12 protein-coding genes and 3 tRNA genes are annotated in these 16,192 nt (G+C 72.4%); 8 read left to right on the top strand and 7 right to left on the bottom strand.

The features are described from left to right. Window positions 1-74: 74 nt before the first annotated feature. Window positions 75-686, bottom strand: a complete 612-nt coding sequence (locus ACFV6E_RS15640; protein ID WP_385462122.1) for a vancomycin high temperature exclusion protein — start codon at window positions 684-686, stop codon at window positions 75-77. 589 nt (window positions 687-1,275) lie between these two features. Here ACFV6E_RS15640 and ACFV6E_RS15635 point away from each other — a divergent pair. The 5 genes from ACFV6E_RS15635 (at window position 1,276) to ACFV6E_RS15615 (ending at window position 8,550) form a co-directional block, all read left to right on the top strand. Next, window positions 1,276-2,070: a sirohydrochlorin chelatase gene (locus tag ACFV6E_RS15635; RefSeq protein WP_385159186.1), complete on the top strand. Its 795-nt coding sequence runs from the start codon at window positions 1,276-1,278 to the stop codon at window positions 2,068-2,070. Window positions 2,071-2,205: 135 nt separating this feature from the next. Beyond that, a complete protein-coding gene (locus ACFV6E_RS15630; protein WP_385462027.1) occupies window positions 2,206-3,609 on the top strand; it encodes a deoxyguanosinetriphosphate triphosphohydrolase in 1,404 nt (467 codons plus the stop codon). Between the two features lie 94 nt (window positions 3,610-3,703). Then, a complete protein-coding gene (locus ACFV6E_RS15625) occupies window positions 3,704-4,972 on the top strand; it encodes an NAD(P)/FAD-dependent oxidoreductase (RefSeq protein WP_385159182.1) in 1,269 nt (422 codons plus the stop codon). Between the two features lie 135 nt (window positions 4,973-5,107). After that, a complete protein-coding gene (gene dnaG, locus ACFV6E_RS15620; protein WP_385462024.1) occupies window positions 5,108-7,018 on the top strand; it encodes a DNA primase in 1,911 nt (636 codons plus the stop codon). A gap of 227 nt (window positions 7,019-7,245) precedes the next feature. Continuing rightward, on the top strand, window positions 7,246-8,550 hold the full coding sequence (locus ACFV6E_RS15615) for a sigma-70 family RNA polymerase sigma factor (RefSeq protein WP_385462021.1): 1,305 nt from the start codon (window positions 7,246-7,248) through the stop codon (window positions 8,548-8,550). 34 nt (window positions 8,551-8,584) lie between these two features. On the opposite strand, the gene ACFV6E_RS15610 is transcribed toward ACFV6E_RS15615, so the two are convergent. The 4 genes from ACFV6E_RS15610 to ACFV6E_RS15595 form a co-directional block, all read right to left on the bottom strand. Next, window positions 8,585-10,513: an ABC transporter ATP-binding protein gene (locus ACFV6E_RS15610; RefSeq protein WP_385462018.1), complete on the bottom strand. Its 1,929-nt coding sequence runs from the start codon at window positions 10,511-10,513 to the stop codon at window positions 8,585-8,587. Next, complete coding sequence (locus ACFV6E_RS15605) at window positions 10,513-12,246, bottom strand: ABC transporter ATP-binding protein (RefSeq protein ID WP_385159174.1); 1,734 nt, start codon at window positions 12,244-12,246, stop codon at window positions 10,513-10,515. The genes ACFV6E_RS15610 and ACFV6E_RS15605 overlap by 1 nt, the downstream gene beginning before the upstream one ends. A gap of 186 nt (window positions 12,247-12,432) precedes the next feature. Continuing rightward, window positions 12,433-13,887: an FGGY family carbohydrate kinase gene (locus tag ACFV6E_RS15600; protein WP_385462016.1), complete on the bottom strand. Its 1,455-nt coding sequence runs from the start codon at window positions 13,885-13,887 to the stop codon at window positions 12,433-12,435. Between the two features lie 98 nt (window positions 13,888-13,985). After that, entirely contained in the window at window positions 13,986-14,300 is a 315-nt protein-coding gene (locus tag ACFV6E_RS15595) for a YtxH domain-containing protein (RefSeq protein ID WP_385159170.1), read from the bottom strand. 139 nt (window positions 14,301-14,439) lie between these two features. On the opposite strand from ACFV6E_RS15595, the gene ACFV6E_RS15590 reads away from it, so the two are divergent. From ACFV6E_RS15590 to ACFV6E_RS15580, 3 genes are all read left to right on the top strand, one after another. Further along, a tRNA-Asn gene (locus tag ACFV6E_RS15590) sits at window positions 14,440-14,512 on the top strand. Between the two features lie 6 nt (window positions 14,513-14,518). Further along, window positions 14,519-14,591: transfer RNA gene (locus ACFV6E_RS15585), tRNA-Asn, on the top strand. A 167-nt stretch (window positions 14,592-14,758) separates the two neighbouring features. Then, window positions 14,759-14,832 (top strand) — tRNA-Ile (locus tag ACFV6E_RS15580). A gap of 80 nt (window positions 14,833-14,912) precedes the next feature. Here ACFV6E_RS15580 and ACFV6E_RS15575 read toward each other — a convergent pair. Together ACFV6E_RS15575 and ACFV6E_RS15570 are read right to left on the bottom strand one after the other, a co-directional pair. Then, window positions 14,913-15,098, bottom strand: a complete 186-nt coding sequence (locus ACFV6E_RS15575) for a 4-oxalocrotonate tautomerase family protein (protein WP_385462013.1) — start codon at window positions 15,096-15,098, stop codon at window positions 14,913-14,915. A 108-nt stretch (window positions 15,099-15,206) separates the two neighbouring features. Then, the gene (locus tag ACFV6E_RS15570; RefSeq protein WP_385159167.1) at window positions 15,207-16,163 is read right to left on the bottom strand and encodes a LysR family transcriptional regulator; all 957 of its coding nucleotides are present in this window, start codon (window positions 16,161-16,163) and stop codon (window positions 15,207-15,209) included. Between the last annotated feature and the right edge of the window lie 29 nt (window positions 16,164-16,192).

Here is a 16,192-nt window from a genome sequence, read left to right as displayed (position 1 = left end):
TACGCACCGGAACGCGCCCCGTTACGCGAGCGGGACGGGGGCCTCCCCGATTCCGCCCCGCTGGTGTGAGAACGTCAGCGCGCGTCGGCCAGCGCCCGCGCCACCCCGGTCTCGCGCTCGCCGAGGAAGTGCGGATCGGGCTCGAACAGCGCGTCCAGGGCGGCCTTGCCCGCCGCGAACACCTCCCGGGCGCCCCCGTAGTACCAGGTGACGTCGTGCCGGTCGTCGACCCCGACCCCGTACGAGGCCACCCCCGCCGCCTCGCACAGCGCGACGGCCCGCCGGATGTGGAAGCCCTGGCTGATCAGCACGGCCCGGTCGACGCCGAAGACCTTCCTCGCCCGGACGCAGGAGTCCCAGGTGTCGAAACCGGCGTAGTCGCTGACGATCCGCCGGTCCGGCACCCCGTGCCGGGTCAGATACGCCCGCATGGCGTCGGGCTCGTCGTAGTCCTCGCGGCTGTTGTCCCCGGTGACGAGCACGGCCTCGATCCGGCCCGCCCGGTACAGGCGCGCCGCCGCGTCGAGCCGGTGCGCCAGGTACGGCGACGGCTCGCCGTCCCACAGCCCGGCGCCGAAGACCACGGCGACGTCGGTACGGGGCACGTCGGCCTCGGCGCGCAGCCGGTCGCCGGTGGACACGAACAGCCAGGCCGCCGGCAGCAGCGCCAGCACGCAGACCCCCATCACGGCCTGCACGAGCCGCCGCTGCCCGGCCCGGGTACGCGGCAGCCGGGGACGGCGCAGGCGACCCAGGCGGTGCAGGCGACGCAGGCGACGCAGGCGACGCAGGAAACCAGCTCTGCCCAGTCTCGGACGACGCAACGGACAACTCCCTCCCCGGACGGCCCCCGCCTCGCGGCCGACTCCCGACAGTCAGGGACGTGCCACCGGCCCGCCTGGTTCGCCGTAGCGGCGTGACCAGCCTCACGCGAACGGAACTCAACCGCAGGCCGGACCGCCTGTGACCGCAGGCTGAGCCGCCTGTGACCGCAGGCCGGGCCGCCTGTCACCGCAGGCCGGGCCGCCTGTCACCGCAGGCCGGAGCGCCTGTGACCGCAGGCCGGGCCGCCTGTGACCGCAGGCCGGACCGCCTCGCACCGCAGGCCGGACCGCCTCGCACCGCAGGCCGGACCGCCTCGCACCGCAGGCCGGACCGCCTCGCACCGCAGGCCGGGCCGCCTCACACCACCCGCACCCCGCGCCGTGAACCACCGGAAAAGACCCGTGATGCCCGTGCAACGGGACGGCAACCTGCCTCCGCGAGGATCGCCGTATGACGACGAACCTCCTCACCGGCCCGCCCTCCGGCACGGCGTCCCCCGACGGCCGGACCCGCCCTCCGGCCCTGGTCGTCGTCGCCCACGGCAGCCGCGACCCGCGCGCGCTGGACACCGTACGGGCCCTCCTGGACCGGATCCGGGCGCTGCGCCCGGAGCTGCCCGTGCACCTGGGCCACATCGAGCTGAACGCGCCCCTGCTCCCCGACACCCTCGACACCCTGGCCGGACTCGGCACCGCCTCCGCCGTGCTGGTCCCGCTGCTGCTCAGCCGCGGCTACCACGTCAAGCGCGACATCCCGGAGATGGCCGCCGCGTCCGGGATCCGTACCCGGGTGGCCGCCCCGCTCGGCCCGCACCCGCTGCTGGTCCGGGCCCTGCACGACCGGCTCACCGAGGCCGGCTGGGACGGCGCCGACCGCGCGGCGGGCGGCGTGGTGCTGGCCGCCGCCGGTTCCCGCGACCCGCAGTCGGCGGCCGACACCGGCCGCACCGCCCGGATGCTGGCACGGCGCCTCGGCGTACCCGTACTCCCCGCCTACGCCTCCGCCGCCGCGCCCACCGTCCCCGAGGCCGTACGCGCGCTGACCGCGCGCGGCCGCCACCGGATCGCGGTGGCCTCCTACTTCACCGCACCCGGCCGCTTCGCCACCGAGTGCGCCACCGCCGCACCCGCAACCGCCGCGGCCCCACTGGGCACCCACCCGGCAATGGCCCGCCTACTCCTGCACCGCTACGACGAGGCCGCCACACCCCGGAGCCCGAGGCTGTTCAGCCTGTCCGGAGTTTGAGGACGAGGCCGTCCAGGCCGGCAGCGGGGGCCCGGGGGCGGCAGCCCCCAGAACCAAGGGACGGGAAGGGGCGGAGGGGGCGAACAACTCGGAGCCGCCGCCCCCGCAACCACGACCTGCGTCTACTGTCAGGGCATGGAAGGCACCGCACCCCAGACGCCGCCCACCACCGACGGCCAAGCCCCCAGGGAACCCGAGGACCGCACGACCCCCCAGGGCTACGACGACCCCGCGGTCGAACGCTGGGCCCCGGAGCCCGACAAACGCGCCGGCCGCACCGCCTTCCAACGCGACCGAGCCCGCATCCTGCACTCCGCCGCCCTGCGCAGACTCGCGGGAAAGACCCAGGTAGTCACGCCAGGCACCCTCCCCCACTCTCAGCTCCGTTCGAGCGGGGGGACCCCCGTCCAGGCCTGGGACGCCAGCCCCCGCACCCGCCTCACCCACTCCCTGGAGTGCGCCCAGGTAGGCCGCGAGCTGGGCGCCGCCCTCGGCTGCGACCCCGACCTGGTCGAGGCGGCCTGCCTCTCGCACGACCTCGGCCATCCGCCCTTCGGGCACAACGGCGAACAGGCGCTGAACGAGTTCGCCGAGGACTGCGGCGGCTTCGAGGGCAACGCCCAGTCGCTGCGGCTGCTCACCCGGATCGAGCCCAAGCGCTTCACCGCCGACCCGGAGACCGGCGAACCGCTCAGCGTCGGCCTCAACCTCACCCGCGCCGCCCTGGACGCCGCCGCCAAGTACCCCTGGCCGCGCGGCGCCCACCCCACCGACCCCGGCTCGGTGAAGTTCGGCGTGTACGACGACGACCGGCCGGTCTTCGACTGGATCCGCGCGGGCGCCCCCGACACCCGTACCTGCTTCGAGGCGCAGGTCATGGACTGGTCCGACGACGTGGCGTACTCGGTGCACGACGTCGAGGACGGGCTGCACGCCGGGCACATCGATCCGAACTGCCTGCACGCCGAACCGGAACGGCAGGCGGTCTTCGAGGTCGCCATCGGCCGCTACGTGCCCGCGGACACCGACCCCGAGGAGCTGGCCGAAGCCCTCGACCGCCTCCGCGACCAGGAGTGGTGGCCGCACGGCTACGACGGCTCGGCCGTCGCGCAGGCCCGCCTCAAGGACGCCACCAGCCAGCTCATCGGCCGGTTCTGCCTGGCCGCCGAGACCGCCACCCGCGCGGCGTACGGCGGCGGACGGCTCACCCGGTACGCCGCCGAACTCGTCGTGCCGACGGCGGCCCGCCACGAGTGCGCGGTCCTCAAGGCGATGGCCGACCGGTACGTGATGCAGCGCGCCGAGCAGGAGCGGCTCCGGGCCGATCAGCGGGTCGTCGTCGCCGAGCTGGCCGAGGCGCTCACCACCCGCGCCCCCGAAGGGCTCGACCCGCAGTTCCGTGCGCTGTTCGACACGGCCGGTGACGACCGCGCCCGCAAGCGGGTGATCGTCGACCAGATCGCCTCGCTCACGGATGCCTCGGCACGATCCCTGCACCTCAGGCTCACCACGCGACCCGAAATCAGCGGCCGTAGGTGACTCTGCGTGGCCTGATCGGGCCACTCCCTCTTCCCGCACCACCGCTGCGTGCGGGACGCTCGCATGTGGCGACATCCTTACGAGGAGGCATCAAGTGGTCGACGCGGATCAGACATTCGTCATCGTCGGAGGAGGTCTGGCAGGTGCGAAGGCGGCCGAGACGCTCCGCACGGAGGGTTTCACCGGCCGGGTGATACTGATCTGTGACGAGCGAGACCACCCCTATGAGCGCCCGCCGCTGTCCAAGGGCCACCTGCTCGGCAAGGAGGAGCGCGACAGCGTCTTCGTCCACGAACCCGGCTGGTACGCGCGCAGCGACATCGAGCTGCACCTCGGCCAGACCGTCGACGCGATCGACCGGACGGCGAAGACGGTCCGCTTCGGCGACGACGGCACCCTCGTCCACTACGACAAGCTGCTCCTGGTCACCGGCGCCGAGCCGCGCCGCCTCGACGTCCCGGGCACCGGCCTGGCCGGCGTCCACCACCTGCGCCGGCTCGCCCACGCCGAGCGGCTCAAGGGGGTGCTGGCCGCGCTCGGCCGGGACAACGGGCACATCGTGATCGCGGGCGCCGGCTGGATCGGCCTGGAGGTCGCGGCGGCGGCCCGCGAGTACGGCGCCGAGGTCACCGTCGTCGAGCCCGAGCCGACCCCGCTGCACGGCGTCCTCGGCCCCGAGCTGGGCCAGCTCTTCGCCGAGCTGCACCGCGAGCACGGCGTCCGCTTCCACTTCGGCGCCCGCCTCACCGAGATCGTCGGGCAGGACGGCATGGTCCTCGCGGCCCGCACCGACGACGGCGAGGAGCACCCCGCGCACGACGTGCTCGCCGCGATCGGCGCCGCCCCGCGCACCGGCCTCGCCGAGGCGGCGGGCCTGGTCCTGGCCGACCGGGCGCACGGCGGCGGCATCGCGGTCGACGAGCGGCTGCGCACCTCCGACCCGGACATCTACGCGGCCGGCGACGTCGCCTCCTTCCCGCACCCGCTCTTCGGCACCCGGCTGCGGGTCGAGCACTGGGCCAACGCCCTCAACGGCGGCCCCGCCGCCGCCCGCGCCATGCTGGACCGCGGGACGGTCTACGACCGGGTGCCCTACTTCTTCTCCGACCAGTACGACATCGGCCTGGAGTACTCGGGCTGGGCCCCGCCGGGCAGTTACGACCAGGTGGTGATCCGCGGCGACGCGGGCAAGCGCCAGTTCATCGCGTTCTGGGTGAAGGACGCCCGCGTCCTGGCCGGAATGAACGTGAACGTGTGGGACGTCACCGACCAGATCCAGACACTGATCCGCTCGACAGAACAGATCGACCCGGAGGCACTGGCGGACCCGAGGGTGCCCTTGGAGACCCTGGTGCCCCGTTAGGGGCGCGGGGAACTGCGCGCCCAGCCACGACGACGCCGCAGCCGCCGGACAGCGGCTGCGGCACGTCGGCGGGCGCACGCACAGACGGCACCACCACACGCCGGAGGTGTCAGTGCGGCGCCGTAGACTGCCTCCGTGGCAGGCAGGATCAACGACGAGGACGTGAAGGCGGTTCGGGACGCGGTCTCGATCGACGCCGTGGTCGCGGAGTACCTCCAGCTACGGAACGCGGGCGGCGGCAACCTCAAGGGCCTGTGCCCCTTCCACGACGAGAAGTCGCCGTCGTTCCAGGTCAGCCCGGCCAAGGGCCTCTTCCACTGCTTCGGCTGCCAGGAGGGCGGCGACACCATCACCTTCGTGATGAAGGTGGACCACCTCACGTTCTCCGAGGCGGTCGAGCGCCTGGCGGGCCAGGCCGGCATCACCCTGCGCTACGAGGAGGGCGGGTACAACCCGGCCCACCAGCGCGGCGAGCGCATCCGCCTGGTCGAGGCGCACAAGATCGCCGCCCAGTTCTACGTGGAACAGCTCGACAGCAGCCCCGAGGCCGACACCGGCCGCCAGTTCCTCGCCGAGCGCGGCTTCGACCAGGCCGCCGCCGCGCACTTCGGCGTCGGCTACAGCCCGCAGGGCTGGGACCACCTCACCCGCTATCTGCGCGGCAAGGGCTTCAGCGACAAGGAGCTGGTCCTCTCCGGGCTCTCCCAGGAGGGCCGCCGCGGCCCCATCGACCGCTTCCGGGGCCGGCTGATGTGGCCGATCCGCGACATCGGCGGCGACGTCGTCGGCTTCGGCGCCCGCAAGCTCTACGAGTCGGACAACGGCCCGAAGTACCTGAACACCCCCGAGACGGCGCTCTACAAGAAGTCCCAGGTCCTGTACGGCATCGACCTCGCGAAGAAGGAGATCGCCAAGTCCAGCCGGGCGGTCGTGGTCGAGGGCTACACGGACGTCATGGCCTGTCACCTCGCCGGGGTCCCCACCGCCATCGCCACCTGCGGCACCGCCTTCGGCGGCGACCACATCAAGATCCTCCGCCGGCTCCTGATGGACAACGGCTCGGCCCGGGTGATCTTCACCTTCGACGGCGACGCGGCCGGCCAGAAGGCCGCCCTGCGCGCCTTCGAGGACGACCAGAAGTTCGCCGCCGAGACGTACATCGCCATCGCCCCCGACGGCATGGACCCCTGCGACCTGCGACTGGCCAAGGGTGACGACGCGGTCGCCGACCTGGTCCAGCCGCGTACACCGCTGTTCGAGTTCGCGCTGCGGCAGATCGTCTCGCGCTACGACCTGGAGACCCCCGCGGGCCGGGCCGCCGCGCTCGACGAGGCCGCCCCCGTCGTCGCCCGCATCAAGAACAGCGGCGCCCAGCACGAGGTCGCCGTCCAGCTCGCGGGCATGCTCGGCATCCTCGACACCCAGTTCGTGGTCAAGCGGGTCGCCCAGCTCGCCCGCTGGGCCCGCGACCGCGGCGGCCGGGGCCAGGCACCGGCCCCGCAGCAGCGCGGCCCGCAGCCGTCGTACGGCGGGGACCGGGCCCCCGCCCCGTCGGGCCCCGCGCTCACCCTGCGCAATCCGGTGTACGCCACCGAGCGCGAACTGCTCAAGCTCGCCCTCCAGCGCCCGGAGCTGGTCTCCCCGGCCTTCGACGCGTACGGCACCGACGAGTTCACCGCCCCGCCGTACGCGGCCGTCCGCGAGGCGATCATCGAGGCGGGCGGCGCCGAGTACGGCGTGCAGGACTCGCAGGAGTATCTGGTCCGGGTCCGCGACGCCGCCCCGGACGACCAGGTTCGCGCCATGGTCACCGAGCTGGCCGTCGAGGCGATCATGCGCCGCACCGTCGACGAGGCGTACGCGGGCGACCAGCTCGTCATGGTCAGACGGCGCGCCGTCGACCGCCGTATCCAGCAGGTCCAGTCCACCCTGACCCGGCTCGGCACGCACGGCGACCCGGCCCATCTCGCCGCCGTGCAGAACGAGTTGTGGGTGCTCCAGCAGTACGGGCAGGCGCTGCGCGAGCGGGGCGCCGCCGCGCTCTGAGCCGTCGCCGACGCCCGCGCACCGGCCCCGGCCGGGCGTGCCCGACCGGCCCGGGCGACCCGCCGCGCTCCGGCACACGCGTCCGGCACGTGACGCTTTCCCGCTGTTTCGGGCCCTCTGGGCTGCGCACTCGTGGGCCGAGGTAACCGCGCGGTCACGGGCCGGACGCAAAAAGTCACCGCACGCCCCTCGTGGCGGCGATGTGTCGTACTCCACACTGGGTTGCGGTGCCTGAGTCCTCGGAGCGCGGCCAGCCCGTCCACGGGTCCCCCATCCCCGCGGTTCCGCCAATCGACTACGGGATGGACAGCGGCAAGGCCGTCGTCCCCATCCCCGACGAACCGCTGCCGCTCGTCTCAGCAGCGACATTCCTGGAGGTCGCCCCCGTGCAGACCCAGACCCTGACCCAGACCGACAACGCCACGGACACGGAGGCCGGCGTCGTCCCGGCGGTCCCGTCGCAGAGCCGTGTCGCGCACCACCCCGAGACGGAAACCGGGGGCTCCCCGGAACCGCAGGAGCCGCCCGCCGAAGCACTCGACACCCGCGAGACCGGGCCCGCGGAGGCCACCGAGCCCGAGCCCGCCGAACCGCCGCGCGGGCGCGCCGCGGATACCACCGGCCCGTCCTCCGACCTGTTCCGCCAGTACCTGCGCGAGATCGGCCGCATCCCGCTGCTCACCGCAGCCGAGGAGGTGGAGCTCGCCCGCCGCGTCGAGGCCGGCCTGTTCGCCGAGGAGAAGCTGCGGCTCACCCCCGACCTGGACAGCCAGCTCGCCGTCGACCTGGACAAGCTGGTCGTCATGGGCCGGATGGCCAAGCGCCGCCTGATCGAGGCGAACCTGCGCCTGGTGGTCTCCGTCGCCAAGCGGTACGTCGGCCGCGGCCTGACCATGCTCGACCTGGTCCAGGAGGGCAACCTCGGCCTGATCAGGGCGGTGGAGAAGTTCGACTACGCCCGCGGCTACAAGTTCTCGACGTACGCGACCTGGTGGATCCGGCAGGCCATGTCCCGGGCCCTCGCCGACCAGGCCCGCACCATCCGGGTCCCCGTCCACGTCGTCGAGCTGATCAACCGGGTCGTCCGCGTCCAGCGCCGCATGCTCCAGGAGCGGGGCTACGAGCCGACGCCCGAAGAGGTCGCCGCCCACCTCGACCTGCCCGGCGAACGCGTCAGCGAAGTGTTACGCCTGGCCCAGGAGCCGGTCTCCCTGCACGCCCCGGTGGGCGAGGAGGACGACGTGGCCCTCGGCGACCTGATCGAGGACGGCGACGCCACCTCACCCGTGGAGTCCGCGGCCTTCCTGCTGCTGCGCGAGCACCTGGAAGCGGTGCTGTCCACCCTCGGCGAGCGCGAACGCAAGGTCGTCCAGCTCCGCTACGGACTTGCCGACGGCCGCCCGCGCACCCTCGAGGAGATCGGCCGCATCTTCGGCGTCACCCGCGAACGCATCCGGCAGATAGAGTCCAAGACCCTCAACAAGCTCCGCGACCACGCCTTCGCCGACCAGCTCCGCGGCTACCTGGACTGACGGGGGCCGCGCGCACGCGGCCCCCGCGGCGCGGCTAGTCGACCTCCGCCACGGCCTGCGCGAACTGCGCCTTGTACAGCCGCGCGTACGCCCCGTCCGCGGCGAGCAGTTCCGCGTGCGCGCCCTGCTCGACGATGGAACCGTTCTCCATCACCAGGATCGTGTCGGCGTCGCGGATCGTGGACAGCCGGTGCGCGATGACGAACGACGTCCGCCCGTGCGCCAGCTTCGCCATCGCCTTCTGGATCAGCACCTCGGTACGGGTGTCGACGGAGCTCGTCGCCTCGTCGAGGACCAGGATCACCGGGTCCGACAGGAACGCCCGGGCGATCGTGATGAGCTGCTTCTCGCCCGCGCTGACCCCGCTGCCCTCGTCGTCGATGACGGTGTCGTACCCCTCGGGCAGGGTCCGGACGAACCGGTCCGCGTGTGCGGCCCTGGCCGCCTCCTCGATCTCCTCGCGGGTCACGTCCCGGGTCGCGCCGTAGGCGATGTTCTCCGCGATGGTGCCGCCGAACAGCCAGGTGTCCTGGAGCACCATGCCGATCCCGGCGCGCAGTTCGTCCCGTGACATGCGCGCGATGTCGACCCCGTCGAGGGTGATCCGTCCGCCGGTGACGTCGTAGAAGCGCATGAGCAGGTTCACGAGCGTGGTCTTGCCCGCGCCCGTCGGGCCGACGATCGCGACCGTGTGCCCGGGCTCCACCTTCAGCGAGAGGTCCTCGATGAGCGGCTTCTCCGGGTCGTAGCGGAAGGACACGTTCTCCAGCGCCACCCGGCCGCGCAGCTCCACCGGCCGCTCGGCGTGCTCGGGGTCGGGCTCCTGCTCGTCCGCGTCGAGCAGCTCGAAGATCCGCTCGGCGGAGGCGGCCCCGGACTGCACCAGGTTCGCCATGGACGCGACCTGCGTCAGCGGCATCGAGAACTGCCGCGAGTACTGGATGAACGCCTGTACGTCGCCGATGGACAGCGCGCCCGAGGCGACCCGGAGCCCGCCGACCACGGCCACCAGCACATAGTTCAGGTTCGAGACGAACATCATCAGCGGCTGCATGATCCCGCTGTTGAACTGCGCCTTGAACCCGGCCTCGTACAGCTTGTCGTTCTGCTCGGCGAACTGCGCCGCCGACTCCTCCTGCCGCCCGAACACCTTCACCAGGGTGTGCCCGGTGTACATCTCCTCGATGTGCGCGTTGAGCTTGCCGGTGGTCCGCCACTGCTGCACGAAGTGCGGCTGCGACCGCTTGCCCACCCGGGTGGCGACGACGAACGACAGCGGCACCGTCACCAGCGCCACCAGTGCGAGCAGCCAGGACACCCAGAACATCACCACGAGCACGCCGACGATGGTCAGCAGCGAGTTGATGAGCTGGCCCATCGACTGCTGGAGCGTCTGCCCGATGTTGTCGATGTCGTTCGTCGCCCGGCTGAGCACCTCACCGCGCTGCCGCTTGTCGAAGTACGACAGCGGCAGCCGCGACAGCTTCGCCTGTACGTCCTCGCGGATCCGGTACACGGTCTTGTTGATCGCCCGGTTCGACAGCCGGGTGGAGACCGCCATCAGCAGACCGGCGGCCAGGAACGTACACAGCGCCAGCAGCAGCACATGGCCCACGGCCGTGAAGTCGATGCCCTTGCCCGGCGTGAAGTCCGTGCCGCCGAGCATGTCCGCGACCCCGCCCTGGCCGCGCTCGCGCAGCGAGTCCAGGGCCTGCTCCTTGGTGGCGCCCGCCGGCATCTGCCGGCCGACGATCCCCGCGAAGACCAGGTCGGTCGCCCGGCCCAGGATCTTCGGGCCCACCACGGACAGCGCCACGCTCAGCACACCGCAGGCCAGCATCACGAACATCGTGTTGCGCTCGGGCCTGAAGTGCGACAGGAGCCGCTTGCCGGACCCCTTGAAGTCCATCGAGCGCTGGTCGGGACCGGCCCCGGCCATCATCCGCCCCATCGGCCCCGCCATCAGGCAGCCTCCGCTTCCGTCAGCTGGGAGAGCACGATCTCCCGGTAGGTCTCGTTGTCCGCCATCAGTTCGTGGTGCCTGCCGGTGCCCACCACGCGGCCCTCGTCCAGGACCACGATCCGGTCGGCGTCCCGGATGGTCGACACCCGCTGGGCGACGATCACGACGGTCGCCTCGGCGGTCTCCTCCGCGAGCGCCGCCCGCAGCGCCGCGTCGGTGGCGTAGTCGAGCGCCGAGAACGAGTCGTCGAAGAGGTAGATCTCCGGGCGCTGCACCAGCGTCCTGGCGATCGCGAGCCGCTGCCGCTGCCCGCCGGAGACATTGCCGCCGCCCTGCGCGATCGGCGAGTCCAGCCCGTTCTCCAGGCGCTCCACGAAGTCCCTGGCCTGCGCCACCTCCAGCGCGTGCCACAGCTCCTCGTCGCTCGCGTCCGGATTGCCGTAGCGCAGGTTCGTGGCGACGGTGCCCGCGAACAGGTACGGCTTCTGCGGGACCAGGCCGACGGTCCTCGCGAGCAGTTCGGGGGCGATCGTGCGCACGTCCACGCCGTCGACCAGCACCTCGCCGTCGGTGACGTCGAAGAGCCGGGGTACGAGGCCCAGCAGGGTGGACTTGCCGCTGCCGGTCGAGCCGATCACGGCCGTCACCTCGCCGGGCCGGGCCACCAGGTCGATGCTCTTGAGCACGGGCTCCTCGGCGCCCGGGTAGCGGAACCCGGCGGCGCGCAGCTCCAGGTGCCCGTGCCGGCGCAGCTCCACGACGGGCGCGGCGGGCGGCTCGACACTGCCGGTGGTCCCCAGGACCTCCTGGATGCGCTCGGCGCAGACCTCCGCGCGCGGCACCATCATGAACATGAAGGTGGCCATCATCACGGACATCACGATCTGCATCAGATAGGCGAGGAACGCGGTCAGGTCGCCGATCTGCATCCCGCCGCTGTCGATGCGGTGCGCGCCGAACCAGACCACGGCGATCGACGACAGGTTCACCACGGTCATCACGATCGGGAACATCAGCGCCAGGTACCGCCCGGTACCGAGCGACACCTCGGTGAGGTCGGCGTTGGCGCCCCCGAAGCGGCCCTTCTCGTAGTCGTCGCGCACGAAGGCGCGGATCACGCGGTTGCCGGTGATCTGCTCGCGCAGCACCCGGTTCACGGTGTCCAGGCGCTCCTGCATGGACCGGAACAGCGGGCGCAGCCGGCGCACGATCAGCGTCACGGAGATGCCCAGCACCGGCACCACCGCGACCAGTACCCCGGACAGCGGCACGTCGAGCCCGAGCGCGAGGACGATGCCGCCCACGCACATGATCGGCGCCGACGCCATCAGCGTGAACGTCATCAGGGCGAGCATCTGCACCTGCTGCACGTCATTGGTGGTGCGGGTGATCAGCGACGGTGCGCCGAAGCGGCCGACCTCCCGCGCGGAGAACGACTGCACCCGGTCGAAGACGGCCGCCCGGACGTCCCGGCCGACCGCCGACGCCGTACGGGCGCCGTAGTACACCGCTCCGATGTTGCAGACGACCTGCGCCAGCGAGATCCCGATCATCAGGGCGCCGTAGGACAGGATGTAGCCCGTGTCCCCGGCCACCACGCCGTTGTCGATGATGTCCGCGTTCAGTGTCGGCAGATAGAGCGTGGCGCACGTCTGCAGGAACTGCAGCAGCACCAGCAGGGCTATGGGTTTCTTGTACGGACCGAGGTGGGTCCGAAGCAGTCGTATGAGCACGCGTGGTCTCTCGGAGTCGGCGGCAGGGGGAGTGGTGGTGCACCACCCCCTATCGTCGGACACTCCACCCGCGTTACCTCAACTGATTAACCCAACAGCGGTCCAAGGTCCGATCAAACCTCGTTCCGGGGACGTAGTCGGCGCCGCCGCCGCAGGTGAGCACGGGCGCCGCCCATCCGGGCCCCGCTACGGCCGGAACGCCCCGGGATGCGTCTGTTCCCGTACGGACACGTACTGCTGCCGTACGGCCTGGCCCACCGCCAGCTCCTCGCCCGGTTCCAGGACCTGCGCCACCGCGCCCTGCCAGACGGGCGGCAGCCGCGGGTCGAGCGTGCCCTGCGAGGCGCCGAGCGCCCAGGCCGCCTGCCGGGCCGCGCCGAGCGCCGCGTAGTCCGCCGGCTGCACCACCACCACCTGCGCCCCGAACAGCGCCGGAGCCACCGCCTGCACGGCGGGCAGCTCGGCCGCCGCGCCCAGCAGGAACACCCGCCGGACCTCCACACCCCGGCCGCGCAGCACGTCGAGGGCGTCGGCGAGCCCGCACAGCATGCCCTCGAAGGCGGCCCGCGCCAGATGCTCGGGTCTCATCGACTCCCGCCGCAGCCCGGCCAGCGTCCCCGCCGTGTGCGGCAGGTTCGGCGTCCGCTCGCCCTCCAGGTACGGCAGCAGCACCAGGCCGTGCGAGCCGGGCGTCGACTTCATCGCCAGCTCGGACAGGCTCTCCAGATCGGGTGTCCCCAGCAGCTCGGCCGCCCCGCGCAGCGCCCGTACGGCGTTGAGCGTGGTGACGACCGGCAGGTGCATGCCCGTCGCGTCCGCGAGCGAGGTGATCATCCCGGACGGGTCCACCAGCGCCTCGGGGTGCACGGCCATCACGGAACCGGACGCGCCGAGGGAGACCACCGCGTCCCCGAGCCCGATGCCGAGCCCGAACGCCGCCGCCATCGTCTCGCCCGTACCCGCCGAGATCAGCAGCCCCTCGGGCGTGGTCCCCGCGGCCTCGGCCGGGCCGATCACCTCGGGCAGCACGGCCTGGTGCCCGAGCGCCAGCTCGACCAGATCGGGCCGGTAGGAGCCGGTCGCCGCCGACCAGTACCCGGTGCCCGAGGCGCCGCCCCGGTCCGTGGTCCGCCGCACCGGCCGCCCGAGGAGCTGCCACACCAGCCAGTCGTGCGCCTGGAGCAGCGCGCCGGTGCGCAGCGCCGCCTCCGGTTCGCTCCTGGCCAGCCAGCGCAGCTTCGTCACCGGCTGGGCGGCCTGCGGCACAGTGCCCACGGACTGCGCCCACGCCTCCCGGCCGCCGAGGGCGTCGATCAGGTCGGCCGCCGCGACCTGGGCCCGCTTGTCGCCGCCGACCATCGCCGGGCGCACCGTGTTGCCCTGCCCGTCCAGCGGGACCAGCGCGTTGGCCTGCGCGGAGACGCCGATCGCCTGCACGCCTTCGAGGAGCCCGCCGCCGGCCGCCTCACCCAGGGACAGCAGCCACGCCTGCGGGTCGACGTCCGAGGGACGGCCGCCCCCTTCCGCGCTCTCGACCGGGTGCGGCGCGTACCCCTGCCTGAGCACGGCGCCCGTGTCCGAGTCGCAGACGACGATACGAGTGAAATCGGGCGAACTGTCCAACCCGGCGACTATCCCCATGGCAGAAATTCTGCCGTATGCCAAGGGGTGTGCGCGCCGGACCGTCGGGGGCCGTGCGGCCCCCGGCGGTCTCGGGATCCTCTGCCGGGTGTGTGACGTCAGGTGTTGGTGGTGCCCCAGTCGTCCTGGCCGCTCTGGCCGCTGTTGCGGTCGCGTAGCGAGCGCACCCGGTCGGCCACCGAGTCGGGGACGCGGTCACCGACCTTCTCGCTCACCGCGTGGAAGGCCTTGCCGGCGAACTGCCGCCCCTGGTGCGCGGCGGTCTCGGCGGTGTTCCGCACCGCCGGGTTCTGCGCCACCTGACGTGCGGTCTTCCTCAACTGCTCGTAGCGCTCTCGACCGGCCTTCGTACCCAGTACGTAACCGAGAGCCAGTCCGGCGATGAACACGAGCCGGTAGCGCATGGCAGCCATCCTTCCCTTGCGTCGGCATCGGTAGCGGAGGAGTACCGATTGGCGGAGCACCCCCCTGCTTGCGCTAATGTATGTGTCGCAGCGAGCGCGCGCCCCCTGGCGAATACCCAGGTAGGTACGTTCGATGCAACCGAGGCGATCCTCCGTAGCTCAATTGGCAGAGCAGCCGGCTGTTAACCGGCAGGTTACTGGTTCGAGTCCAGTCGGGGGAGCTTCGATCTCCTGTAGCTCAATTGGCAGAGCAGCCGGCTGTTAACCGGCAGGTTACTGGTTCGAGTCCAGTCGGGAGAGCAACCGGAAGAGGACCCCTCAGGGGTCCTTTTTCATGTCCGGTGGAACCGCGCAGGCCGCGGCGGGGTCCTCATGGTCGTGCGATGCCGACCACCCGAAGCAGGAGATCGTATGAGCGGCTATGCTGCGGCAGACGGCGCGCACACTTGTACGCGACGCGCCGTAACGGGGCGGTAGCTCAGCCGGTTAGAGCAGCGGACTCATAATCCGTCGGCCGTGGGTTCGAGTCCCACCCGCCCCACTCATGCCCCCGGGCAGAAACGATCTGATCTGCGAAGACGGATCAGTGCCGCGGAGAGCGCGGGGATCACGCGTCGGCGGTCAGCCGGCCCGCCTTTCCCCAGCTCTCCGGTTTCCCCAGCTCTCCGGCGCGACTTCGTGGATCCACACCTGTACGGCCTCGGGCGGCATGCCGTACGCCTTGACGAACGCCTCGGTGATGAGCGCCACGAGTTCGCGCTTGCGCTCGGTCGGCTGCTTTCCCGGCTGGACGGTGACGACGGGCATGACGGAACTCCTCGGTCGGGTCGGCGGCGCGTACCGCGCCTGGTGGTGACTCCTCGATTCCAGCCGAAGGGGGACCGGCGTCCCTGAAGCGTCCGGCGAAACCAGCGATCAGTTCTCGTGATGGCGCCCGGACGGGACGGTGCCGCCGGAAGGCGGTGCCGCCGGGGTGCGGGGCCCCTCCGCGGCGGTCAGCCCGGCGCACAGGCCCAGCAGCCGCCGTACGGCCGCGTTCGTGTCGTCCTCGCGGGCGAGCACGGAGGTCTCCATCCACAGCCCGGAGCCGGACAGCGGGCGGAACGTGACGCGCGGCGTGTGCAACTGGCGGGCCTGGGAGGCGTAGACGACCGTCCAGGACGGCGGTCCGCCGCCGACGGCCGCGAGCGTGTCGTGCAGTGATCCGGGGGCGGGAGCGGTGACCGGCTCGAAGCCGTGGGCGCGACAGGCGCCGGTGACCAGGTCGACCAGCGCGGGATGGCTGCGACGGGTGGTCAGGCGCAGGGGCAGCGTGGCCAGCCGGGCCGGGTCGAGCGTGTCGTCCGCGGCCGCCGGATGTGCGGCGGGCAGCGCCGCGAGCACCTCGTCGTGCCACACGGGCACGGCGGTGAGTCCCTGGACGGGCCGGGCGGCGCGTACGAACGCGGCGTCCAGCCGTCCGGTGAACAGGGCCCGCACCCGGGCCTGTACGGGCAGGGAGACCAGCTCGGTGCGGATACCGGCCCCGTCCCGGGAGGCCAGGGCGTCGAGGAGGAGGTCGAGGCGGTCGCCCATCCCCGAACTGGTGCCGAGCCGCAGCACCGCCGCGCCGGACCCGACGGCCGCCACGGCGGACCTGGCCCGCTCCTCGGCGAGCAGCATCCCGCGGGCGTGGGGCAGCAGCGCGAGCCCCTCGGGGGAGAGACGGACCTGGCGGGCGGACCGGTCGAAGAGCGCACAGCCGAGATCGCGCTCCAGCCGCCGCACCTGCTGGCTCACCGCGGATTGGACGATGTGCAACCGCTCGGCCGCCCGGCCGAAGTGCAGCTCTTCGGCGACCGTGAGGAAGTAGCGCAGCTGGCGTAGCTCCACCAGGGACCGTCGCTCCTCACCGCCGCCGG

It is taken from the genome of Streptomyces sp. NPDC059785, assembly GCF_042732375.1.
Taxonomy (GTDB): Bacteria; Actinomycetota; Actinomycetes; order Streptomycetales; family Streptomycetaceae; genus Streptomyces.
The sequence above is the reverse complement of the archived record's forward strand: the minus strand, read 5'-3'. Positions and strand labels throughout refer to the sequence as shown.

Bases quoted from the DNA above. Each gene is read 5' to 3' on its own strand.
- ACFV6E_RS15595 (WP_385159170.1), bottom strand. From the start codon at position 14,300: ATGGCTGCCATGCGCTACCGGCTCGTGTTCATCGCCGGACTGGCTCTC.
- ACFV6E_RS15630 (WP_385462027.1), top strand. From the start codon at position 2,206: ATGGAAGGCACCGCACCCCAGACGCCGCCCACCACCGACGGCCAAGCC.
- ACFV6E_RS15610 (WP_385462018.1), bottom strand. From the start codon at position 10,513: ATGGCGGGGCCGATGGGGCGGATGATGGCCGGGGCCGGTCCCGACCAG.
- ACFV6E_RS15600 (WP_385462016.1), bottom strand. From the start codon at position 13,887: ATGGGGATAGTCGCCGGGTTGGACAGTTCGCCCGATTTCACTCGTATC.
- ACFV6E_RS15575 (WP_385462013.1), bottom strand. From the start codon at position 15,098: ATGCCCGTCGTCACCGTCCAGCCGGGAAAGCAGCCGACCGAGCGCAAG.
- ACFV6E_RS15635 (WP_385159186.1), top strand. From the start codon at position 1,276: ATGACGACGAACCTCCTCACCGGCCCGCCCTCCGGCACGGCGTCCCCC.
- ACFV6E_RS15640 (WP_385462122.1), bottom strand. From the start codon at position 686: ATGGGGGTCTGCGTGCTGGCGCTGCTGCCGGCGGCCTGGCTGTTCGTG.